Raw genomic sequence first — 20632 nt, 5'->3', positions numbered from 1 at the left:
CAACGCTGGTTAGGCGCTGTAGCGCACCGGGCGGCCCTGCAGGGAAACGGTGGCCGTCACCTGCATGACCGAGCCCTTGGTCAGAGTCGGCGTCTCATTGAAGCTGATCGTGCCGTTGTAGAGGATCAGCGAGCCATCCGGCAGGGTCAGGCGCAATGCGCGGACAGCGCGCGCCTCACCTGCAGCTTTCAGCGCCTGATAGCCGGGCAGCGACGGATCGTCGGCAATGCCGATGGAGATCGACTGCGCCGAGGTCACGGTCGGCAGCTGACGCTCGAAGTCCTCTTCGAGGAAGCTGTACGTGGCGAACTGCTGCTCGCCGCCGCTGGTCGTGAAGTCCAGAATTTGCGAGATCTGCGTGAACGTGGTGATCTCGCGGACGCTGCCCACGCCGCTGCCAGCGGGGTAGTACTGCGTGGCAAGGCTGTTGATGCCTTCAAGCTCGAACGTGCCGGATGCCTGGTTCGCGACGCGGACGATTCGGTCGTTGACACGCTGCCAGCCCGAGGTGACCTCGATCAGCGCTCCGTTGGCCAGCCCGTGTGCGGCACTGGTGGCAACGGCGGGGTTGGCGTTGGTGACGGCGGTGACCGCCTTGGGGCTACCGTAGGCGGTAGCGATTGCGACGGTGGAACCGTCAGGGAGACGTGCAGCCATTTTTGGGCCTTTCAATGATTGCGCCCGCAAGGGGCAGAAACAAAAAACCCGCCTCAAAGGCGGGTTCGCGGGGCCGGTCTTTGCCGGTTCAGTTGGTGAATGCCCGCCAGTACACGGCGACGGGGACGTGCAGCCAGCCGTCATCCGGTACTGCGCTGCCCACGTAGACGGGCGATGTCAGATGCACCGTGACGCCGGCTTCGGTCAGGCGCTGTACTGGCCCAAAGTGGGCGCGCAGCAGTTCGGCGCGCGCTTCCGCTGTCGCAGTCCCGACACCAACGGGATAAAACAAGCCGATGCGGAAGTCGCCGCGCAGTTCGGTCATCTGGCCTGCCAGGTCCAGCCCCAGCGGCGTGTTGCGCAGCACCGTGGCCCGCTGCCAGGCCTGCCCGGTCACGGGCGTAAATGCGGCGTTCTCCCAAGCCGTCGGCAGCGCTGGCGTGAGGGCAGCCAGCCTCTTTTCCAGAGCGCGCCTCACGAGGACGATGCTCACAGTTCACCTCGCACGTATGCGGCCACGGCGCCGGGCAGCTCTTGAACAGTCAGACGGACCATGCCAGCCGGAGCTTGCTTGGACCAACCATCCTCCAGCCGCTGGGCGTAGGGCAGCGAGTTGCTCACCCAAAGGATGCCGCCGATGGGCGCCGCCCCGATCTCGGCCTGCAGGCGGGACAGCGTCGCCATGCCGCCCTTGTCGGTGGCATCGGTCGTCGCTGGATTCAGGTTGCCGGCCCCGAACTGCCAGTTCGCGCGGAAGCGGCCGGTGTCCACAGCCGACTTCATCACGAGGCCCTGCGCAGCCAGGATCACGACCATGCGGGTCGCCTTCTCGACGTTGCCCTTCGCCTTCTCGACCAGCTTTTCGAGGTCAGCAGCGAAGCCCATCAGACGCCCCGGCACTGCACTTCGTGCAGAACGATGGTGCCAGCCGGGCTCAGCGGCTTGCTGCTGACGACCTGCAGCACCGTGCCGGCCGCCAGGGTCAGCATGTCGCCAGTCTTGGGCACAGCCCCCAGGTCCGGCGCAATGTAGATGCGGCGGTCGCCCTGCTTGATCACAGTGCCGTCGATGTCACGCTGCGAGTAGTCCAGGGCAACGCCCATGCCTTCGTAGCGGGTCATGGTTTGCTCGACGGCGCCGGTTTCGGGGTTGTAGGCCTCGGCGCTCATCGACTCCAGCGCCACAGGCTGGCCGAACTCCGTCAGCATCTCCACAGCCACATCGGCCATTTCGGCGTAGAAGGTCATTCCCCGGCCTCGTAGCTATGCAGCATGTGCGCCATGGCACCGATGATCTTCAGCCGCGTGGTCGGGCGGGTTGCCGAGGACCACATGCGTGTGCAGTCGTCGGGCTCGATGCCCACGCAGGCGAATGCCACAACCTCGCCGCGCTCCACGGCCGCCCGCAGACTGTCGATGACCTCCAGCGCCTCGGTCATATCGACCACTGGCGCGGCCAGAGAAAGAACTCGTCCGCTCATGACAACAGCCTTTCGCCACGCTCGAATGCCTCGCGGCCGTCCATCGCGTTGTGGCGGTTCACTACGGGCTCTTCGTCGTCCTCGGCAGGCCGGCACCAGCAACCCTTGCCGCACTCGTGTTCGCGCAGGTCTTCCAGCGGGATGACGTGCAACTCGCGCGTGCCAGGCTTCTGGAACAGGCCCCAGCTCATGCCCGCACCAGCCTGATCTGCCCGAACCCGCCATCGGTCAGCCCGCGCAGCAGGTTGTCGATGATGGTGAAACGCACCTGCCCGCCGTTGCGCAGGGCCTCCGCGTACTTGACGGTGACAGGGCCGACCGTCTTCTCGGTAGCCACCGCGGCAGCCACGTCCGTGAAGAGGCTGCCCGTTAGCGCGCGCAACCCAGCCTCGCAGCAGGCGTCCTGCACGCGCTTGTGAACCACGTACAGGTACTCGCCGCGGATGTTGTAGTTGGTCAGCAGGAACAGAGTGGCGCGGCGCAGCGCCGCTTCCTTGACCTCGTCCGTGCCAGTCCAGCCGGCGTGCCCCATGGCCGCGCAGTAGGCGTCTGCCTGGACGACGGACACCAGCGAATCGAAGCCTTCAGCAGGTGCGACGATCAGTGCCATGTCACGACTTCCGGTAGACCGACCAGCCCACAGCCTTGAACGCCTCGACCGATTCCTCGGGCACTTCCACGATGGTGTCGCGGTTGCTGCCTTGGATCATGGTCACAGTCTTGGGCTTGGCAGGCTCGGGCGGCTTGACGACTGCGACACGAGGCGGTTTGATCGGCTTCATGCTTGATCCTTCGGCGGGCGGCCCCGGCGCTTGGGCTGGGCGTCCTGGGGCTGGCTCTCGGCGGCAGGCTCTTGCACCTCGCTGGCGGGCTCGGCGGTTGCCGCCTTCGGCATCGGGATTTCCTCCACGAGCCGATGCCGCAGCAGCCGGGCCACCTGATGCCGCATCACTTCGGCCTCATCGCCCTTCGCCAGGGTCAGGCCAGCTTGCGAGCATGGCTTCAGCGCACGGATGCGCGTCATGCCGTCCACGCCCTTGATTGCGTCGATGGAAGGATGCATTTCGTACTCTCCATAATCTTCGTTGGGGTCATAGACCGGCCAGACCTTGGACAAAGGCCCGCCCATTACCCGAATCGGGCACTTCACGTCCCGCACAATCGGCGCGCAGTGCGCCATGCCCGATGGCGATCCGTCGTAGCCGTTCATGCCAGCCAGGATCACCGCCTTCGCGCCCATCACCCAGGCCACCCAGCAGGCCACCATGCCGCTGAGCACGCTGGTCTTGGGGCAGTCTGGCCAAGTCGTCAGCACGTAGTCGTTCCATGCCCTCGGGCCGATGACCGGAGCCCCTGAGATCGAGCGCAGGTACGAGCGCATCGGCACCTTCAGCGTGCCGTGCTCCTCATCCATCGCCACGATGTAGTCGTGACGCAGGCCCGATCCGTGGCCGTTGACGCTGATGAAGACATCGGCCTGCACCTTCGCCATGTCCATGCCGAGGCTCGGAGCGCCGCCCATCACGCAGATTCGCGCGCCAGGATGCTTGAGGATCAGAGCGCGGGAATCCATGCGTCCTTCCCCGATGGCTTGACGGCCCATGGCCGAGGCTGCCCATGAAAGCAAACCACATCCGTCCCTTCGGGAAGTCCCCGCCCGCAATGAACCTTGTAGGAGCGCACTTCGTCGCCCCACTTCGCCGCGCGTCCAATGTGGTCCTGCAAAAAGCCTTGATCGCCCCAGCTCGGCCACTTCGTGCAGCGCGCCATGTGGGCCTGCGGGTTCGCCGTGAACGCCTCCCATACCCTCTCACGGTCAGCGGCAGTCACGTACATGAAGCCCGAGCCCATCAGATCGGGTTGGGTGAAGTCCCGCAGCACCGTCGTCCCATCCGGTTCGTCGGGCGCTCGCAGGACGACCGTATCGAGGTCCATCATGAGCACGTCGCCCTGAAGCGATGGGCCGCACATTTCCAGCTTCGCCCACCAGCCCGGCCAGTCGTACACCAGCGGGATCGTCGGCACCCCCTCAACAAGCACATCCGATAGGCACACAAGCCCCGGAACCTGCCGGGCCAGCCATTGCACATGCTCGGGCTTGAACTCCCCTCCCGAGCGCAGGACGCATGCCTTGATCAATCGAACACCAGCACCGTCAGATCGCAGCCGTAACGCGGATATGGAACCTGCATCCGCATCACAGGCCGCTCGAACATCGCCTCGTACTCTTCCGGCTCACGATTGAACACAGGCGGCTCTCCTTCGCGCCTCCATCGGCGCCCCATCACTTCGCCGACGACGATGCGCGAGTAGCGATTCGCGCCATCCAGCACGGCAGGCAGTTCGTCGTCGGGGACGTGCAAGAGGACCGTCCACGCCAGCCACGTATCGGCGGGCAGCCACTGCGTCACGTACCGATGCTTTGGGTTCGTCACCCTCGCCACCTTCAAGGCGGTCGCGTTAATGTCGAAGCCGAAATACCGATCAGGATCGAATGCCGGCGACAGACGCCCATCGCCGCACCCGAAGTCGAAGACCACGCCCTGGCAGGCAGAGCGCAGCACATCGAAAAGACCAACCTCCGGGAACCGCTCCCCTCGTGGGGTGATGTCCCGAAGATCGGTGTTGTGCCGCCAGAAGTCGGCGGCCGTCGTTCCCATCAGGCGTTGGCGATGGCCAGGACGCCAGCGGTGTGCTTCACCGAAGTCGCAACGCGGTCCCAGTTGGACCCGGTGGCGATTTCGATGTCCGTGGGCGACTTGCCGCCGGTGGCGGTGTCCCAGGTGTAGCCCTTCAGCGCCAGGCCGAAGGTGTAGTCGGCCTGGAACGTGGTCTCGATCCGGTTCTTGCCGTTCGATTGCTCCACGTTGGTGATCAGGTCCGAGCCATCGAACACCGTCGCAGCGCCCGCGGCCAGGCCCAGCGCGAACTGGTTGGCACCGGTGCCGGTCTGGCGCAGTGCCGGAGCGTCGGTCACGATCACGGCCTTGCCCAGGATGTCCACCACCGTCACGCCCGTGGACTGGAACAGGTTGCTGCCGTTCGCCAGGTTGTTGTCGATCAGGTTGTGGTAGGACGTGCCGTCCATGACGTTCGCCAGGATGGTGTTCGACATGTCGCCGAACTTGGCGTGGGCCGAGTTCAGATCACGGTAGGTCAGCGGGCCGGTGCCGGTGTCGAAGTAGCTGTCGGCGTTCACCTGAAGCGCGGCCACCAGAGCGGCAATCGCGGTGTTCAGTTGGTCCTGCAGCATGCCTTCGGCCAGGGCCTGCGAGATGACGGCCACAGCCTCGGCGGGGTTCTTCTCCACCCAGGTCAGTTGACCAGGCTCCCAGAGCACGGGGCCGAAGCCGCCAGCGATCTTGACGCCGTTCTCTTGCAGTTGGGCCAGCGCGGTCGGGCTCGCCGTGCCGTTGGTGGCGTAGCGGTCCACGCGGCGGCGGGCCGAAGCCAGCGATGCCCAGTAGGCGCGCTGGCGATAGTCGCCCTGGAAGCCCTCGGCGGTGAGCACGAGGGTGCCGCGCGATGCAGCGTTGAACGCCTGGACCATCTGCGCCAGGGTTTCGATGGTCGATTCTTGGACGGCCTCGTTGAAGACCTTCATGTTGGCAAGTGCCATGATGTGTTACCTCAGGAAGTTTCGAGATTGGGGAATCGGGCCTTCACGGCGGCAGTCCGTTCTTCCGGCGTGCCGTTCCATTTGCCCTGCGGATTGCCTTTGCCACCGCCGCCACCATTTCCACCCGCTCCACCGCCAGATGCGCCCGTGCCCTTGAGGATCTGGTCCTTGTAGGGGTACTGGCCCACCAGCATTTCCAGCGCTTCATCGAAGCCGGCCAGCTCGCCCGGGTTCGATTGGGAGTACAGCTTGTTGCCGTTCGCGTCCTTGGCCACGATGCGCCCTTCCTCGATGGTGAACGCCTTACCGAAGCGGGCTTCCACCATGTCGGGCGGGATGGCCAGCTTCTCAGCGATCACCTTCGAGCGGGCGAACGCGCCGCCGACCTTCTCGGCGTACAGCTGCGCTTCCAGCTGCTGGGCCTTCGTGTTAGCGGTGTCCAGCTGGCTCTGGAAGGCCTTGCTGATCTCGCCCTTCACCTTCTCGATCTCGCCGGCATCCACCAGCTTCTTTGCGTCGAGGTTGGCGACGATGCCCAGCGCTTCAAGCGCCTTTTTGGGGTCTTCGATGCCTTCGAAGAGCTTCAGCGCGCCTTCGGCTTTCTCGGCCCGTTCCCGGTGCCCTTTTGCCTCCGCGTTCAGCCGCGTGATGGTCTGGGTGGTCCCCAGCACATCGAAAGCGACCTCGCTTCCGTCTTCCCTCGTGTAGACCGGCTTGCCATCCTGCAAGACCGCATGTCCATCGGCGTCGAGTTTCAGTTTCATGGGTAGTTGTCGGGCATCCGCCCTGCAGTGGTTAGGCCATCCGGCCCGAAAACACCCTCTCGCATCCGCGATCCGGGCATGAAAAAACCGCCAGGGATTGCTCCGTGGCGGCTGTTGGGTTGGTCTTGCGACCGGAATCTATTTCACGATCTTCGGCTTCGTGCGCCGGGGCTTCGGTGGCAATGGGTCTTTCACCAGCTTAGGCGGGTCAGGCAGCATCGGCGTCACCAGCCCTTTCTTCCAGCAGTCGGCGCATGCGTCCTTCACCACTGTCGTGCCGCCTGTGCGCTTACCGCCTTTGAGCGATGCGCCGTTGACGGCGGTCATGATGGTTCGCCCCCCACAGCGGGGGCATTGAATAATGCCGTCCGGCCTGGTCAGCGCTTTGACGCGCACGACCAGGGCCTGCTTGGCGTCTGGCGGGGTTGGAGGGACAAGCTCAAGGGCCATCCCCTCAGTTTACGCCGGCCCTCTTGAACGCCGCCGCATCCCGCTCCCGCAACTGGTCCAGGGACAAGTACTGCCCCTTGTCGTTGAAAAACTTGTCGATGGCCAAGCCGCCCGAGCGGAACAGCGCCGCCCTCTTCTCACCCAACACCTGATCCTGCACAGCGACCGGCTGCCCCTTGAGCCATGCCCCGTAGGTCATGTTGGCGTCCACCGGCCCATTCGCAGATGCCCGCGTGCCGTACAGCTTCGTCTGGCCAGGCAGCAGCCCGACCGCAGTCGACCGGCAGTTGTAGTGCAGCCGCCCCGGACCGCAGCCGAACTGCGTGCACCACGGAACCGCGTGCCCGATAGGCTTGGGGCGCTCACCCACCGTGTAGCGCTTGCCCGACCGCGCGATGCACGGCGGGCTCGTGCGCCCATCCAGCGTCGCCACGAACAGCTGGGACTCAAGCACGTCGGCGTTTTCCTCCATAAAACGGTCGCGCACGCCCCCGGCCGTGTGCTGCACCGCAGTGCGCACCATCGTCTCAAGATGGCGACGGTCGATTTCGAGGAACCCTTCAACGTACCCCTTCGCCCGCGTGCCGCGAATGTCGCGCACGATCTGGCTGGTCGTCCGGCCCTCCAAGTACCCCATTCGCACCGCGTCACGGATGCGCCGGGCTCGGGTCTCGCCAAGCTCTGCAATCGACTCCCTCAGCAGCTTGCCGGCGAAAGGCCTGCTGTACGCCGCCGCCCAGGCTTGCTCAGCCGTCACGCCAGCCAGCGTCACGCCAGCAGGTGCGTGGCCCTGGTACAGATTGAACTGAAACGTCGCCTCGGCCTCTGCCAGCCCGCGCAGATTCGATGTCAGCTCGCCCTCGATCTGCGAATAGGCCTGCGCGTTGAGCCTGCGCACGCTGGCCAGCATGTCGAACAGGTATTCGCTCGTCGCCGTTCCGCTGGGCATGTTGTCCAGCACCCGCTGCAGCTCCGCGAAGATGTCGGCGTCGGCTCGGTTCAGGATCGACAGGATCCGACGGACCTGCCCGTTACTGTATTTCTGCAGGTTGACCGCGTGCAGGATCACACCCGACAGGATCGCCTTCGCGTCCGAGATCTCTTCGGGCGTCATTCGCCCCCGCCTTCACCCCCCATAGAGCCGAGCGGCGGGCCCTCTTCGGCAACCGCCTCCAGCTCCTGCTCAGGCTCGATGTCCGGCGACAGGATCCCGCGCCGCTGCTGCTCGCGGATGACCGTCGCCTTGGTGATGATGCCCTGGCCCTGCATGGTGGCCAACAACTGCGCGGTCGCCTCACTCAGACTGCCTGCAGCGAAGTCCTTAAACAGCGACGCAGAGCCGCCGTCAGGCAGGCCCAGCCAGTCGGCCGTGAACTGCAGCGCCTGGTCCAGCGAGTCCTCAAAGGTCTCCACGATCCGCTGCAACTCGCTCTTGTTCGCCTCGGCGTCGTTCGATGCTTCGGTGGCGGTGCGTTGGCCCGGCTGGCTCACCAGCAACTCAGCGCCCGTCTGGATCATCTGGGCTTCCAGCGCCTCCAACTCGGTGCGGCCGACCGTGACGGACTCGGCAGAGCCCTGAATGACCTTGGCGTCGCCATTCTGCGGCAGAAGGATCGCCTGCGACGACGACGCCGTGAGGCTGTTGTTGTCGTCCAGCCCAATGAAAACCAACAGCCGCTTGCGGGCGAACCGGGCCGAGTCGTCCTGGTCGCTCTGGTCCTGCCAGTGCTTGACGTTCTGGTGCGCCAGGTCAAGCAGCGGCGGATGTCCGCGCATGAAGCCCAGGCGCTTGCCGTAGATCGGCACGAACGGGATGACCTTCAGCGTGGTCGTACCCTCTTCTATGAGCCTGTACCCGGCCGTGCCGTCTTCGTATAACTTCCAGATGCCCGGCTCCAGCACCCGCACCCGGTTGACGATCTTGGAGCCGAATTCGCCATCAGGCACCTCAGCAGACTCGGCGATGCGAAGCTGGGCCAGCTGCACGATGCCCGCCACCTTGTGCGTGCGCCACCCCAGGATCTGGCCGTGCTTGATGTGCACCCAGTAAGGCCGCGCACCCATGGCGCGCTCTTCGGCCACCGTCCGGGCTTGGCCCTCGGTTCTCGTGAAGTCCACCAGAATGCCACCGAACCCGGCCGACACTGCCTCAGCCATCAGATCCGCAGCGAACACATGCAAGCTCCGACCCTCGCCATCCACGTTCTCTGACAGCTCGACGATTCGCGGCGGTGTGTCCTCGCTCAGCGTCACCTGCTTCGAGAAGGGCTTGCCCGCCATCACCCCAACGGTGCGAGAGAACGCCGGGAACAGGGTCGCCGTCTTCAGCCGGTAGCGATAGTCCTCATCATCCTCGCGTGGCTGCTGGGGCAGGTACGCCTCTGCCGCCCTGCGCATGGCCGCAGTCCCGCCCATCAGCGCGTCGATGATCGGCCAGTGGACGGCCATCGCCTCCACTTCAGGCGATCTTTGATTGACTGCGATGTTGGTCATTTACATGCGGAAGGTTTGAGCCTGCGCCACGCGTTTCACGATGGGCCATCGCTTCACGAGGAAGTAGCCCACTGCATCGTTCGGGTGGTCATGGCCCGTTGTCTTGTCAGGCTCCCCGTTGGGGGCCCATGCCTGCTGCTCCTGCGCCTCTGTCAGGGCCGGGCAGGCGTCCGTATTGATCTTCCAGCGCCGCTCGCCTGCCGCGTTCAGCGTCATTGCGTCCACGGCATTGATGCGGTCTTTCACCGCTGGGTTGGCCGCATCCACGCTGATCGTGAACCCCGCCTCCTTGAGGATCGTCAGGTCTGACTCGCTGGCGTTCTTGCTGCTCGTGTTCCCGCCGCTCGCGTCGGGGTAGATCACGATGGGGTGGCCCTTGGCCTCGTAGCGCTCCTTGAGCATGCGCGCCATCGTCGGCGTATCACGCACCTTGGTCAGCTCTTCCAATGTCCTCGGCAAGCCGTCACGGATCACGCTTACGGCCGCCGTCATGTTCAGGACGTTGAAGTCCATGCCGATGTGAAGCGCCTCTCCTTCCCGGATCGTCTCATCGGTGTGGTTCAGCATCCGATCGAAGTTCGGATAGACGCTCCCACTGGCCAGGTTGACGAACTGTCCGCGCAGGTATGCCGCAATCAGCTGCGGCGGGTAGCTGGCCAACAGCGACTGGATGTAGTCGTCAGGCAGATTCAGCTCGTTGTCGTACGTGCTGGCCTGGACCATTCCGTACATCGCCGCCAGCTCCGGTTTCTCCCGGATCGCCTTCACCCACTGCTGATAGACGAACTTGAAGCCTTCGGGCGTGGTCGTCACGTCCAGGCCATTCAGGCCGTTGAACTTCAACCGCAGCCGCGCGATCGCCTTGCGCCAGGCCAACTCGGCCTTGGGCAGCTTCATCACGTCCAGCTCGTCCATGAGCCCGCGCGCGATCTTGAAGCCGATGATCGTCTCTGGCTTTTCCAGCGACCGGCAGATGATCGTGCCCCGGTAGACCCGCCCGCTATAGACGTGGATCTCGTGGTTGGACTGGTTGACCTCGGCCCTCAACCCCCAGTCGCTCGCAACCTCCTCAATGGTGGGGTAGTAGATGTCCCGAATCTGCGCATACGTGGGCGCAAAGTAGCCAAGATGCGCCCTTGGGTGTTCCCAGAAGTGCTTGCACTGGCCGGCCCCGCCAACCCATGTCTTCCCGCTCCCGAAGCCCGCGACGAACGCCCGGAACTTGTGGGGCAACGCAAGGAACTGGGACTGCGGAACATTAAGGCTCGGCATCCGGCTTCCGAGCGTCCTTCACCTCGACCGTCACCGTGACCGGGGGCGGCACCTCGTCCCCTTCGCTCGTCTCTGGCTTATCGCGCCACTGGGCAGGCCTTCGGTTCTTCAGCCAGAAGATGGCGGCCGTCGTGTCGGGCGGATAGTGCTTGATGGTCGGGGTGATGACGATCTCGCCGTTCAAGGCTCGGATGTCGTCCTCAGGATGCTCATACCCGGTAGCCCGCTGGAACAGCCTCTCTGCCACGACACCGTCAGCAAACAGCTTCCCGGCGTTTAGGGACTCAAGAAAGTCCGGATGCTCCTTCTTCCAGGTGTTCAGGGTCTGCTCAGACACATCGAACGCCACCGCCATCTCGGCATCAGTCGCCCCCAGCATCGCCATGCCCTTCGCCACCTTGACGAACTCCGGCTTGTATTTGCTTGGCCTGCCCAGGCGTGCTGCCGGCTTGGCCGCCGCCTTCTTGGTCATGTCAGGCCCTCATTGATTCGACCCCATCGGCTTCACCCTCTCGGGCTGGGGACACCGCCGACCCACTGGGCGAGCCCTACACTGGTACAGACATGCACTCCACACCCGAGATTCAAGACCTGGTGCGCTCGATCAAGACTGCGGCCGTCAGCTACCAAGAGCGGTTTGGCCGTGCGCTTGGAGTCACCGGAGAACTTGCGGAACTGCAAGCCGCCTTGCTGCTGGGCCTTGAACTTGCGCCGCCACGATGCCCAGGGGTCGATGCCTACGAGGAAACGCCAAGCGGGCGGCGATCACTTCAAATCAAGTCCCGCCGGGTCCTTGGCAGGGGCTACGCTGGCGAGCGAATCGGCAAGCTCGGGAGCGTCTACCCATCCGAGGCTGTGCTGCTGGTACTGGTGGATGCCGGTTACGAGGTGATTGGCATCTGGGAGGCCGACTTCGCAAAGCTGGTCGTGCACAAGGATGCAGCGCGCGGGATACCCGTCTCAGCCTTCATCAGGATCGCCCGACGACGATGGGCGCCATGATCAGGGCAGCCAGCGGGCTGCGAACGTCAGGATGCTCGCCAGCACACAGCCGGCGCCGATGAGATAGCCGGCGCCCAGCGCGTACATGGCAGGCCCCACGCGGCGCTCGTGCGCGGCGATGGAGCGGCGGTTGCGCAGGATGTAGACGGCGCCGATGCCGTGCGTCACCAGCAGGATGACGACTCCGAGAGCGAACAGCATCACAAGTCCCAGCCTTCACGCGGGGCGATGGCAATCAGCTGCGCCAGCTTCACGGCGTCCTGCTCGCACTTGGTCGTCATGGCTCATTCCTTCGGATCGCCGCGCCCGTGGGCCGGCCATCCTGTGGATGCGGTTGCGGGATGCGCCCAGGGCGCGGCAAATGGTGGACCACCTGGGAATCGAACCCAGCACGGAAGGCTTGCAAAGCGATCCTGCGCTCCTGCGCGCAGCCCAAATGCGAAAACCCGCCGAGGCTTTCACCTGGCGGGCTGTGTGTGGTTGCGGTGGCAGGCTTCGATCCCGCGCCCTTTGGGGTATGAACCCAACGCTCTGACCAGGCTGAGCTACACCGCTGTTGATCTCGGCCCCTTACGGGAGCCACTCGGCGCCTCGCTAATTTTCTGCGCCCGTCACCGCAGTTGAGGATTGCGGCTCCTGCTCACACCCATGTACGGGGCTCGCAACCTGCGATTTCTACCGACACCGGCGCCTCCGTTTCTGGATGCTCTTGCCTTAGTGCTCGACAGCTCACAAGTCCTCCCGTTTGTATCACAAGTTTTTCGGGTTCTCAAGGGGTTTTCATACAGCCCGATTGATGAGCATCTGCCGGGCGTCTCGGACGTGCCGGGCCAGCCCTTCCATGGACAACCCCAGCTCACGGCAAGCCTTGGCCGGCGCAGTCGGCCGGACGTATGACCAGTGAATGGCTTTGCGATGTTTCTCCGGCAGGGCTTGAACTCCCTTGGCGATCTTGGCGGCATCGGCCCCATCCACCACATCGGCCACGAGTGACACGTCCCCACGTACACGCGGCGGCGGTGGGACGAGGCGGAACATCGGCGACACAGACGCGCCTCCCCAGCTCCGGCCGTTGCACCATGCCGCCCAGTTGGCAAGGCGCCGGTCCATCTCACGCTGGTGAGGCTCCACGGCGTGGAAATCGACGGCTTTCACTTTCATCAGCATCTGGGCTCCTTGAAATCTACTCAGTTCGCTATTCGCGAATGGGCTTTATTTGTTTGGTGACGGGGACTTAGGGGCGGGGGATCGCATCGGGAATCGCGTCAGATCAGCCCCGCTCGCCTCCGCATGTGATGCGGTATGGCGGCTGCCATGGATTGGGCGCTGTCATCGGCTCTACTGGCCCGGGCGTGCCAACCCTCGGCGTGCCGACGAAATAGGGCGGGATGTAGGTTCTGCCGCCCTCAAGGCATGCCACTCGCTCGCGGAGCTTTGCGATCTCTTCTCGGAGCGCCTGGATCTCTTGGTCTGTTGTCACCCCTGCTCCTTGCGGTTGCGGATGGCGGCGGCGCACAGCGAGCCAATCTCGCGTGCGTCGCTCTGCTTCATATGCAGATCCATGCCTGTATTCCACGCAGTAACAGCACACGCCTCCCGCTCAGCCCTCTGCCCTGCGGCGTAGGCGGCTTGCCAGACGGTCCAGCCCGTTGCGGCCGTCGACAGCTTGTACTCAGCGCCGGTCTTCTCGACCGCTGCCGGCCACTGGCCTTCATCAGACATCCACTGCTCGAACTCCTCTCGCATCGTCATCCCGCACTCCTTTGCTCATAAACCACCCGCGCCACGAGCCCCGCATCCGCCAGCAGGATTGGCGACGGGTGCGGATGGCCGTTGAGCGACTGGCAAAGGGTTGATGGGTCGATGCCCAGCGCCTTGGCGGCCTCCTTCTGGGTGCCGTACTTCTGCTGCACGTGCTGGCGCAGTACCTGGCTGATGTTGTTGCGGTCGATCACGCTGCCAGCCTCCAGAATGGGTTCTGGGTGTCGGCCCATGCCTCGCCGCGCCGGATGCGCCCGACCACGCTGCGGGTGATGCCGTAGCGCTCGGCCAGGACGGGCCCGGGCTCCGGCGACAGGCGAATCTCGCGGGCGATCTCGATGGTGATCTTGGCTTTCGTCGCCCGAGCGTGTTGCGTCAGCTTGAGGCGGCGTCCCGGACCCTTGGAGTCGACCTTCCGGCCCATCTTGGCCATGTGCTGGGCCTGGGTGTACTGGCCGATGTGTTCGGGATTCACGCAATCCGCGCAGCCGCACTTCGGGGCGAAGTACCGCGCTCGCTCGACTCGGATGCCCAGCAGGTCCACCATCACCGCGCGGACCGGCATCATCTTGCCGCCGTGGCTCACTGCCGGCACTCCGTTGCCGAAGTAGCCCTGCCACAGCCAGCACTCGCCCTCTTCAATGCAGCGGTTGCGCAGGCTGGTCATCGTTTGGAGCGTCTTGACTCTCATGCGCGCTCCAGAAGCTCGGGCTGGATGGCGGGCAGCGGGACGGGCTTCCAGGCGAGGGTTTCGTCCACGGCGTCGTCACCGGGGTCGCGGAGGGGTCGAAGCACGCTGTCATGGACCATGCTCCAGACGACGCCTGGGCGCCCAGCCATGGGCAGCTCGGGCGACACTTCCCACCATCCGTCATGTGACCACACGCATCGGACGATCTTCCCGTGGTGCTCGGGAGCCGCACGAGTCCATCGGACAACAGCTAGATCCCCAGGCTTGCAGTTCACGATTCCTTCTCCTTCCTCAGTTCGCGCTCAGACCAGCGCGGCGATGGTGTTGTTGAGCACGGCCAGTTCATCCAGGCGCTTGACCTTCCATATGCGCTGCTGGCCGTGGATGCCGTTGAAACTGCCTCGATGGCAGTCGGCGCACAGAGGAATGGACGTGTGCCACTCACCCTGGCGCAGTTCGTGGGCCTCGGACGGGCCTGGCGCTTCGCAGACGCCGCACGGCATCTCTTTGATGCGGACGATGTGCTCGCGCTCGGCCTTGGTCGGGGCGGCCTTGTTCTTAGACTGCATGGATCGCTCCAATCGCCTGCAACGCCTCGTCCACGCTGTTGACCACATGGACCGGGGCGCCCCACGCCGCATGCCAGCGCACCTGATCGGGCGTGAGCGCACGAGCCGAAGGCGGCTTGCTGCCGTCCTTGACCTCCAGCAGGAACAGATCCGACCGGAAGGCCACAAGCAGATCCGGCACTCCGTCGCCCGCAGCGGCCAAGCTCTGCACAGTGGCGCCGGCCTTGCGCAGGGCAGCCACCACAGCGGGCTGGTTGGCGTCAACCCTAGCTTTCTTTCGCATGCTTCCTCCGGTTCTGCTCAGCCGTGAGCCATTGATGGTTCGTAGGGTGAAAAGCGGCACGGACCTGCTCAGGATCGGAGAAGTCAAAGCTGCACAGGGGCTTGATGTGGTCGATCTCCCATTCGCCCAGCGGGCCAGGACATGGGCCTAGATGCCGGATGATTGCCATGAAGTCCGCGTACTCGGAAGACGCTGCCTGCTTACCGGACACCGAGAAAGCGACGAACGCCTTCCGAAGCCGGTTGCGAAGGCGCGTCAACAGGACTTCTCGTCGATAGCGATCTCGGCCGCGCTCTCTCGCCAACACGGGGTTGAGTGCGCGCCTTTCCCGCGCCCACTCGCGCTGGTAGGCCCGCGCGGCATCGCGGTCGCGGGCAGCCATGGATGCGGCAGGGTTGAGGCGATATGCCGCTCTGGCCTTTTCTCGGCAGCACACCACACAACTGCGGTCTGACAGCTTCCGAAGACTTTGCCCTGTGCCATCGTGGTCGTGCCCACGCTTGCAGAGGGCGCCCAGATACTTTGGTGCGTCGATCTTCGCGGCGCGACGCATCATTCGCCCCTCGCCGCAATCCACATCGCCGCAAGTCCCCATGCGAGCACTGCGCCCAAAGCAAATTCCCGCGACAGATGAGGCGCCGCCAGCACAGCCGCCACGAGCGTGTAGCAATGCCACGTCTTCATGCAGCCTCCATGTAGTGCAGATCCACATCACGCGCCGCAGCGGTCGCATGCAAGAACTCGATGAACTCGCTCATCTCGCGCACGCTGAACTTGCTGGTGCGACTGCCGAGCATCACCATGCCGCCGTCCATGCCCATGGCGACCCGGACGGACTCGCGCTTGAAGGCTGCGGACAACACGTCCTTCCACTCGTCGGCAGTCATCCAGACCATCTGGCCATTGACCGGCCATTGCAGTTGGTCGGCGAAGGCTTGCAGCAGGGGCCACATCGCCGCGTTCTGCTCCAGGCTGCGCGTGGGCTCCGAAATAGTGACGCAGTACCCCTCCGGCGCCATGTCGATGGCGTCATGTGCACGCATGCGGCGCTCGTGGTCGATCAGGCGGATGACGCGCTTTTCAGCCACGGCCAGACTCCTTGCGCGCCCCATCATCCGGGGCGGCCAGGGATATGCCTCCGATCAACTGCTGGAGTTGCTCGATGTATTCGCGCTTGCTCCAGCCCTCAATATCGCAAACCTGCAGGTCAACCAGGATGTCGGAGAGCAGTCGCCGCTTGAAGCGGGCGCGGGCCAGATCGTTGAAGGCCTTTGCAGAGCCCGCATCAAAGACCGAATCTCCAGCCCCACTCTTAGGTGCGCTGGGCACTGGCACGACCAACTCCGGCCGCCTTCCAACTGCCGCCTGCGCATCCCCCTTCGGGCGTACCGGGACAAGCACGCGGCGTTGCCCAGTCAGCGGACTCTTGCCGTTCGTCGCGAACACATGCCCAGCCAGCGGAGAGCCGCAGGTTCTGTCGATGACCCATCCGTCAGGCAACTCATCAAGGACTGCCCAGTACTGGTAGGTTTTCATCGCTCCACGCCCTCCAGCCGGTCAGCCACCAGCTTTGCGTAGCCGGCGATGTCCACCCACGAATCGGCGTAGTTGGGATCGCCGTTGAGGATGCGCGAGATCTTGTGCGCGATCATCTCCAGGGCCTCGCGTTGGTCGTATGTGAGTCGGTCCCAGCCTTCGCAGATGCGCATGGTTCCGGTCAGCGTCTGGCTGATGGCCGCGTGCTCAGCGAAAACGCCGTACCGCTTGCCGCGCTCGTCCAGTACGGCGTCGATGCCGCCCGCTTGGGTGTCTTGGGGGGTCATGCGCACTCCTTCAGAGGTTGTTGCTGGGCTTCCGGTCCAGCCACTTCACACGAGCCGCAATCACGTCCGCAGGGGCCTTCACCGCCCGCTCGCACGTCCCGCTCGGCGACTTGAACTGCCAGGGCTTCCCGTGGGCACACAGCCCGAATCCGTGCTTTCCCATGTCCTTCGCGTCCTTCAGCCGCCAGTTGTTGCATCCCACACATCGCGTCATTCCTCTTCCTATGGATACGTCGCTAGAAATCCCCTAAGACCTGGCTTGGTGGGCAGACCTAGCCCATCCTGGGAAGGCCTTCACATGTGTCCTGTCTCGGAGCCGCATGACCCGTCAGCCGTTCGATGCAAGGGCGCTAACTTCGCCACCCTCTCCCCTGTTTCAGCACCTGATCCAACAGTAGGGGACTCACCCTGCGCCGCTGCCGTTAAACCATGTCCAACCAGCGCAGTGAAGACATAAGAAGCGCTAACGCATGGCGCGCACCCTCATCAACTTCCCCGCCACCGCGAACAGCCCAGCACGTAGGTGCAGATCGTTCGCGTCTTCGCCCACCACATCACTCATGCAATACGGCACACCCGCATTGATCGCGGCTTTCTCTCCAGTGCCCGATGCGTCGTTGTCAGCGAAGGCCATCACGCGGCCTTTAACCATCCGAGCCACGTGCTCCATGTTGTTTGCACTGAAGCACACCAGAATGGCCGCAGATAGGCCCACAGCGCGCGCTGCTGCCTCAATTGATAGTCCGGTGGCATACCCCTCGCACAGGAACGTCTCGCGTGCGTAGCGGTCGCCGATACGAAACACCGCCGCCTTGGCCTTCATGCCTGGCAGCATCTTTTTCTGGAACTTGCGCTCGTCCTCAATCCAACGGATGACTTGCAGCCCGTTGAGGTTGTTCGTGAACACGTCGCGCATCGGGATCAGCAATGCGCCGTCATCTGCCACGAGGCCCTGATGCGACGGGAATCCCTTGCGGTGCAAGTAGTCATGCTCAGAGGGCTTCGCGCCGCGCAGCATTTCTTGGGCGCGTCTTGCGGCACGCTGGTGGTCGGCGTCCTGGCTGGCCTGGGCCGCATTGCGCTTCGCGCGCCACGCCGCCTTTTCTTCTTCCGTCCACGGGCGCGCATTGGGGTCGCTGAACCACTGGACGCGCGCCTCTGCGGCCCAGTTGAAGACCCAGCCGCGCTCGCCATCAAAAAAGTAGGCGCCGTTGGTGCTCTTTGGCTTGTCAACCGTGCCACAGCGACGAATTCGGCTGCCAGGCTGAAAGCGCGACGGATCGATTTCCACGCCGTGGGCACGTGCGAAGGTGATGAAGTCAGTCATGCGCGCACCGCCTTCAGGTAGGCCAAATCAAGGCTCTTGATCTTGTTGCGCACGTTCGCGGTGATCTCAGCGTTAGGCGTGCAATCGAAGCGCCACTCACGCGGCGGCGCGAAACCAGTGATCTTCTTGAACAGGTTCCATGCGCGGCCTGCCTGACGCTCAGGCGCGCTGTGCCCGCGCGCATAGCTGCAAAGCTGCTCCCACAGGTGGCGGTGATCGTCTGCCAGCTTCTTCTTGCCTGCCATCACCACTTCTTGCATCACGCCTGCTGCAGCCTCTTGCATCGAGGGCGATTGCTTCTCAAACCCGCAGGACATGCAGCGCTTCGCAAAGGGCTTGTAGCCGCACGATGGGCACCCTTTGCTGTTCTTTTCCTCGTCCTCTTCCCGGCGAATCTTTTTGTCCAGCTTCTCGCCCATGTCCAGAGCGCTCAAGCCGTCATAGAAGATGCTGGTGAAGTCCTCAGCGAAGCGGATGATGTTTCCGCTGTGGTCCAGCAAGATGCAGTCCTTCTTGCCTGTGTCAGGACTCGCGCGCAGCCCACGGCCCCACATCTGGATTGCCGTGGAAAGGGACTTGCGAAGGGGGCGGCAATCCACGACACACCCGACGTCAGGCACATCAAACCCCTTTGCAAGTGCCTCAACACTGATCAGGACGCGCAGCGATGAATCGCGCTTGCTGTACTCCTTGACCAGCAGCTCACGCTCTGCCGCAGTGGTCTCGCTCGTGAAAACGGCGGCCATCACGCCCGCGTCAAGGAACTGGCGAGCCAATTCCTGGCAGTGCTTGATCGTGGCGCCAAACACAATGGTCTTGCGGCCTTCGCCATGCGCGATCCACTCTTTGACCACATCGCCGACGATGCCCATGCCGCGCTCTTCGGCGGCTGCATCCGTCCATTCGCCACCAGATGTGGCCGCGCCGGTCATATCCATGCGCTTGCACGAAAGGATGCGCATCGGCACCAGCACCCCCGATTGGGTCAGCTCGTGCATCGTGGTGGCGTTGATCAGATTCGTGAAAATCTTGCCCAGGCCCGACGAGAACGGGGTGGCCGACAAGCCAATGAATGCTGCTTTGCTTTGCGCTGAGAATTCGGTCCACACCTTCATTTGGGTGTGCGCCTCATCAACGATCACCACATCAGCCGCAGGCCAGTAACCACGCTTGGCAATGGTCTGAGCACTGGCGATCTGATAGGGCATCTCGGTGGCCCGGCGCCAGTGATTCGCCTGCACGATGCCGTGCGCCGACAGCCCATAGGAGTCAGCCGTCTTGCTGGTCTGGTTGATCAGCGTGGTGCGGTCGCAAAGAAACACCACGCGACGGCCTTTGAGTAGCGCTTCGTGCGCGATGCGGTGGCCCAGGTAGGTCTTGCCTGCGCCTGTCGGGGCCATGATGAGTTGATTCTTGTGGCCGTCGCGGAAGCCCTGGCGCAGAGCTTCATGTGCTGCCTGTTGAAACGGGCGCGGCGGTGGAAAAGTCGTGCTGGCGTAGTTGGGCTTGTCTTCAAACAAGCGGGCAGTGACGAGGCTCATGCGGCCACCTTGTCCAGCTTGCGCTGCAGGCTCTTGACCATGCGAATGGCCTCGTTCTTCTCGTTCATGAGACCCTGCAGGCGGCTCTCAAGCGCAGCGTTCACTGCGTTGAGGCGCTTGATCTCGGCATAGGCGGCGGCGAGCTTGTCATCCGACTCCATCAGCTTGTCGAGGGCCTCACGGTCAGCCTGCTCCTGCAGGGCATGGGCGCGCAGCTCCTCTTCGCTGGGGCCGTCGTATTCGGGGGCATCGTTGACAGCCACCGGTTCAGACTTCGGCGCGGGCTTGTGGATGGCGGCGGCCTGCTCCTCCTTGGGCAGCTTGGCGATGGCAGCGGCCTTGGGCAGACCAATATCGCCGCGCTTCACAGCCTCTTGGACTTCGGGCGCAGCTTTCGTCTGTACGGTCTTCGCCTGGGTGATCGTGTTCGGGTGAACGCCTGCGATGGCGGCCAGTTCCGCGTTGGACTTGGGGGGGGTCACATTCAGTGTGACCCCCCCTCTTTGGGCCGCCCCGTCAGCCGGGAACCAGGCAAACACAGCGGTGGTCGCCAGCGCCAACTGAGCCTGCGTGGTGTGGCGACGCGCCTTGTTCTGCGCCATCACGAAGTCGCGCGGGTCAACGTCTGCCAGCTCTACCGACGGGCAATCCACACCAACTTCGTTCGCTGCCGTGTAGCGATGCCAACCGTCCAGCACCATGCCCTCGAAGACGGTGATGGGGTTGAGCACGCCGTTCACGGTGATGCTGTCAACAAGCCCCTGGTACTCCTCGGCGCTCATGGCCGGGAATGCGGCCGACAAAGGATGCTGCTTCAGTGCCACTTCTTGCCCTCGTGTTGGATGCACCACACCGCGCTCGACCACGACCTGTGAATCCACAGGTAGCGCAGGAAGGCTG

At 64.0% G+C, this 20632-nt stretch carries 33 protein-coding genes and 2 tRNA genes; 1 reads left to right on the top strand and 34 read right to left on the bottom strand.

The features are described 5' to 3' along the window. Window positions 1-9 precede the first annotated feature (9 nt). The 18 genes from LG388_RS19055 to LG388_RS18970 all read right to left on the bottom strand — a co-directional run bounded on the left by LG388_RS19055 (window position 10) and on the right by LG388_RS18970 (window position 11207). Window positions 10-657 (bottom strand): phage tail protein, encoded by a 648-nt coding sequence (locus tag LG388_RS19055; protein WP_225784255.1) that lies wholly within the window; start codon window positions 655-657, stop codon window positions 10-12. 88 nt (window positions 658-745) lie between these two features. Further along, window positions 746-1150, bottom strand: a complete 405-nt coding sequence (locus LG388_RS19050) for a phage tail terminator-like protein (protein WP_225784254.1) — start codon at window positions 1148-1150, stop codon at window positions 746-748. Then, complete coding sequence (locus LG388_RS19045) at window positions 1147-1542, bottom strand: HK97 gp10 family phage protein (protein ID WP_225784253.1); 396 nt, start codon at window positions 1540-1542, stop codon at window positions 1147-1149. Before LG388_RS19045 ends, LG388_RS19050 begins: the two co-directional genes overlap by 4 nt. Further along, window positions 1542-1904 (bottom strand): hypothetical protein, encoded by a 363-nt coding sequence (locus LG388_RS19040; RefSeq protein WP_225784252.1) that lies wholly within the window; start codon window positions 1902-1904, stop codon window positions 1542-1544. Before LG388_RS19040 ends, LG388_RS19045 begins: the two co-directional genes overlap by 1 nt. After that, a complete protein-coding gene (locus tag LG388_RS19035) occupies window positions 1901-2137 on the bottom strand; it encodes a hypothetical protein (protein WP_225784251.1) in 237 nt (78 codons plus the stop codon). Before LG388_RS19035 ends, LG388_RS19040 begins: the two co-directional genes overlap by 4 nt. Beyond that, entirely contained in the window at window positions 2134-2328 is a 195-nt protein-coding gene (locus LG388_RS19030) for a hypothetical protein (RefSeq protein ID WP_225784250.1), read from the bottom strand. Before LG388_RS19030 ends, LG388_RS19035 begins: the two co-directional genes overlap by 4 nt. Then, entirely contained in the window at window positions 2325-2747 is a 423-nt protein-coding gene (locus tag LG388_RS19025; RefSeq protein WP_225784249.1) for a DnaT-like ssDNA-binding protein, read from the bottom strand. The genes LG388_RS19030 and LG388_RS19025 overlap by 4 nt, the downstream gene beginning before the upstream one ends. Before the next feature lies 1 nt (window position 2748). After that, window positions 2749-2919: a hypothetical protein gene (locus LG388_RS19020; protein ID WP_225784248.1), complete on the bottom strand. Its 171-nt coding sequence runs from the start codon at window positions 2917-2919 to the stop codon at window positions 2749-2751. Beyond that, entirely contained in the window at window positions 2916-3710 is a 795-nt protein-coding gene (locus tag LG388_RS19015; RefSeq protein ID WP_225784247.1) for a hypothetical protein, read from the bottom strand. Before LG388_RS19015 ends, LG388_RS19020 begins: the two co-directional genes overlap by 4 nt. Then, window positions 3692-4276, bottom strand: a complete 585-nt coding sequence (locus tag LG388_RS19010) for a hypothetical protein (RefSeq protein ID WP_225784246.1) — start codon at window positions 4274-4276, stop codon at window positions 3692-3694. The genes LG388_RS19015 and LG388_RS19010 overlap by 19 nt, the downstream gene beginning before the upstream one ends. Continuing rightward, a complete protein-coding gene (locus tag LG388_RS19005) occupies window positions 4273-4797 on the bottom strand; it encodes a class I SAM-dependent methyltransferase (RefSeq protein ID WP_225784245.1) in 525 nt (174 codons plus the stop codon). The genes LG388_RS19010 and LG388_RS19005 overlap by 4 nt, the downstream gene beginning before the upstream one ends. Beyond that, window positions 4797-5756, bottom strand: a complete 960-nt coding sequence (locus LG388_RS19000; protein WP_225784244.1) for a major capsid protein — start codon at window positions 5754-5756, stop codon at window positions 4797-4799. Before LG388_RS19000 ends, LG388_RS19005 begins: the two co-directional genes overlap by 1 nt. A gap of 11 nt (window positions 5757-5767) precedes the next feature. Beyond that, window positions 5768-6520, bottom strand: coding sequence for a DUF6651 domain-containing protein (locus LG388_RS18995; RefSeq protein WP_225784243.1), 753 nt, complete (start codon window positions 6518-6520; stop codon window positions 5768-5770). 138 nt (window positions 6521-6658) lie between these two features. Next, complete coding sequence (locus LG388_RS18990; RefSeq protein WP_225784242.1) at window positions 6659-6847, bottom strand: hypothetical protein; 189 nt, start codon at window positions 6845-6847, stop codon at window positions 6659-6661. A 127-nt stretch (window positions 6848-6974) separates the two neighbouring features. Beyond that, window positions 6975-8084, bottom strand: coding sequence for a phage minor head protein (locus LG388_RS18985; protein WP_225784241.1), 1110 nt, complete (start codon window positions 8082-8084; stop codon window positions 6975-6977). Further along, a complete protein-coding gene (locus LG388_RS18980; RefSeq protein WP_225784240.1) occupies window positions 8081-9463 on the bottom strand; it encodes a DUF4055 domain-containing protein in 1383 nt (460 codons plus the stop codon). Before LG388_RS18980 ends, LG388_RS18985 begins: the two co-directional genes overlap by 4 nt. Beyond that, window positions 9464-10735 carry a terminase large subunit domain-containing protein gene (locus LG388_RS18975; RefSeq protein WP_225784239.1) on the bottom strand — a complete coding sequence of 424 codons (1272 nt, stop codon included), beginning with the start codon at window positions 10733-10735 and terminating at the stop codon, window positions 9464-9466. Continuing rightward, a complete protein-coding gene (locus LG388_RS18970; RefSeq protein ID WP_225784238.1) occupies window positions 10722-11207 on the bottom strand; it encodes a terminase in 486 nt (161 codons plus the stop codon). The genes LG388_RS18975 and LG388_RS18970 overlap by 14 nt, the downstream gene beginning before the upstream one ends. Window positions 11208-11299: 92 nt before the next feature. Here LG388_RS18970 and LG388_RS18965 point away from each other — a divergent pair, with 92 nt between their 5' ends. Beyond that, a complete protein-coding gene (locus LG388_RS18965; protein WP_225784237.1) occupies window positions 11300-11737 on the top strand; it encodes a hypothetical protein in 438 nt (145 codons plus the stop codon). Here LG388_RS18965 and LG388_RS18960 read toward each other — a convergent pair whose 3' ends face one another. From LG388_RS18960 to LG388_RS18885, 16 genes are all read right to left on the bottom strand, one after another. Continuing rightward, the gene (locus tag LG388_RS18960; protein WP_225784236.1) at window positions 11738-11938 is read right to left on the bottom strand and encodes a hypothetical protein; all 201 of its coding nucleotides are present in this window, start codon (window positions 11936-11938) and stop codon (window positions 11738-11740) included. It lies immediately after the preceding gene. Window positions 11939-12099: 161 nt separating this feature from the next. Next, a tRNA-Ala gene (locus LG388_RS18955) sits at window positions 12100-12171 on the bottom strand. A 43-nt stretch (window positions 12172-12214) separates the two neighbouring features. Continuing rightward, window positions 12215-12292, bottom strand: a tRNA-Met gene (locus LG388_RS18950). 225 nt (window positions 12293-12517) lie between these two features. Next, window positions 12518-12904, bottom strand: a complete 387-nt coding sequence (locus tag LG388_RS18945; protein WP_225783345.1) for a hypothetical protein — start codon at window positions 12902-12904, stop codon at window positions 12518-12520. 309 nt (window positions 12905-13213) lie between these two features. After that, on the bottom strand, window positions 13214-13489 hold the full coding sequence (locus tag LG388_RS18940; RefSeq protein ID WP_225783346.1) for a hypothetical protein: 276 nt from the start codon (window positions 13487-13489) through the stop codon (window positions 13214-13216). Continuing rightward, on the bottom strand, window positions 13486-13692 hold the full coding sequence (locus tag LG388_RS18935) for a helix-turn-helix transcriptional regulator (protein ID WP_225783347.1): 207 nt from the start codon (window positions 13690-13692) through the stop codon (window positions 13486-13488). The genes LG388_RS18940 and LG388_RS18935 overlap by 4 nt, the downstream gene beginning before the upstream one ends. After that, on the bottom strand, window positions 13689-14189 hold the full coding sequence (locus tag LG388_RS18930) for a hypothetical protein (protein WP_225783348.1): 501 nt from the start codon (window positions 14187-14189) through the stop codon (window positions 13689-13691). The genes LG388_RS18935 and LG388_RS18930 overlap by 4 nt, the downstream gene beginning before the upstream one ends. Before the next feature lie 302 nt (window positions 14190-14491). Next, window positions 14492-14758 carry a hypothetical protein gene (locus tag LG388_RS18925; RefSeq protein WP_225783349.1) on the bottom strand — a complete coding sequence of 89 codons (267 nt, stop codon included), beginning with the start codon at window positions 14756-14758 and terminating at the stop codon, window positions 14492-14494. Continuing rightward, window positions 14748-15041 (bottom strand): hypothetical protein, encoded by a 294-nt coding sequence (locus tag LG388_RS18920; RefSeq protein ID WP_225783350.1) that lies wholly within the window; start codon window positions 15039-15041, stop codon window positions 14748-14750. Before LG388_RS18920 ends, LG388_RS18925 begins: the two co-directional genes overlap by 11 nt. Continuing rightward, window positions 15025-15423, bottom strand: a complete 399-nt coding sequence (locus tag LG388_RS18915) for an HNH endonuclease signature motif containing protein (protein ID WP_225783351.1) — start codon at window positions 15421-15423, stop codon at window positions 15025-15027. The genes LG388_RS18920 and LG388_RS18915 overlap by 17 nt, the downstream gene beginning before the upstream one ends. A 298-nt stretch (window positions 15424-15721) precedes the next feature. Next, complete coding sequence (locus LG388_RS18910; RefSeq protein ID WP_225783352.1) at window positions 15722-16129, bottom strand: recombination protein NinB; 408 nt, start codon at window positions 16127-16129, stop codon at window positions 15722-15724. Next, on the bottom strand, window positions 16122-16577 hold the full coding sequence (locus tag LG388_RS18905) for a hypothetical protein (protein ID WP_225783353.1): 456 nt from the start codon (window positions 16575-16577) through the stop codon (window positions 16122-16124). Before LG388_RS18905 ends, LG388_RS18910 begins: the two co-directional genes overlap by 8 nt. Continuing rightward, on the bottom strand, window positions 16574-16864 hold the full coding sequence (locus LG388_RS18900) for a DUF6378 domain-containing protein (RefSeq protein WP_225783354.1): 291 nt from the start codon (window positions 16862-16864) through the stop codon (window positions 16574-16576). The genes LG388_RS18905 and LG388_RS18900 overlap by 4 nt, the downstream gene beginning before the upstream one ends. Before the next feature lie 463 nt (window positions 16865-17327). Beyond that, window positions 17328-18191 carry a toprim domain-containing protein gene (locus LG388_RS18895; RefSeq protein WP_225783355.1) on the bottom strand — a complete coding sequence of 288 codons (864 nt, stop codon included), beginning with the start codon at window positions 18189-18191 and terminating at the stop codon, window positions 17328-17330. Next, the gene (locus tag LG388_RS18890; protein WP_225783356.1) at window positions 18188-19732 is read right to left on the bottom strand and encodes a DEAD/DEAH box helicase; all 1545 of its coding nucleotides are present in this window, start codon (window positions 19730-19732) and stop codon (window positions 18188-18190) included. Before LG388_RS18890 ends, LG388_RS18895 begins: the two co-directional genes overlap by 4 nt. Further along, on the bottom strand, window positions 19729-20556 hold the full coding sequence (locus tag LG388_RS18885) for a ParB N-terminal domain-containing protein (RefSeq protein WP_225783357.1): 828 nt from the start codon (window positions 20554-20556) through the stop codon (window positions 19729-19731). Before LG388_RS18885 ends, LG388_RS18890 begins: the two co-directional genes overlap by 4 nt. Window positions 20557-20632: the final 76 nt, after the last annotated feature.

Source organism: Xenophilus sp. Marseille-Q4582, from assembly GCF_916700565.1.
Classification (GTDB): domain Bacteria; phylum Pseudomonadota; class Gammaproteobacteria; order Burkholderiales; family Burkholderiaceae_C; genus Xenophilus.
This window is presented reverse-complemented; position numbering and strand designations above follow the sequence as displayed.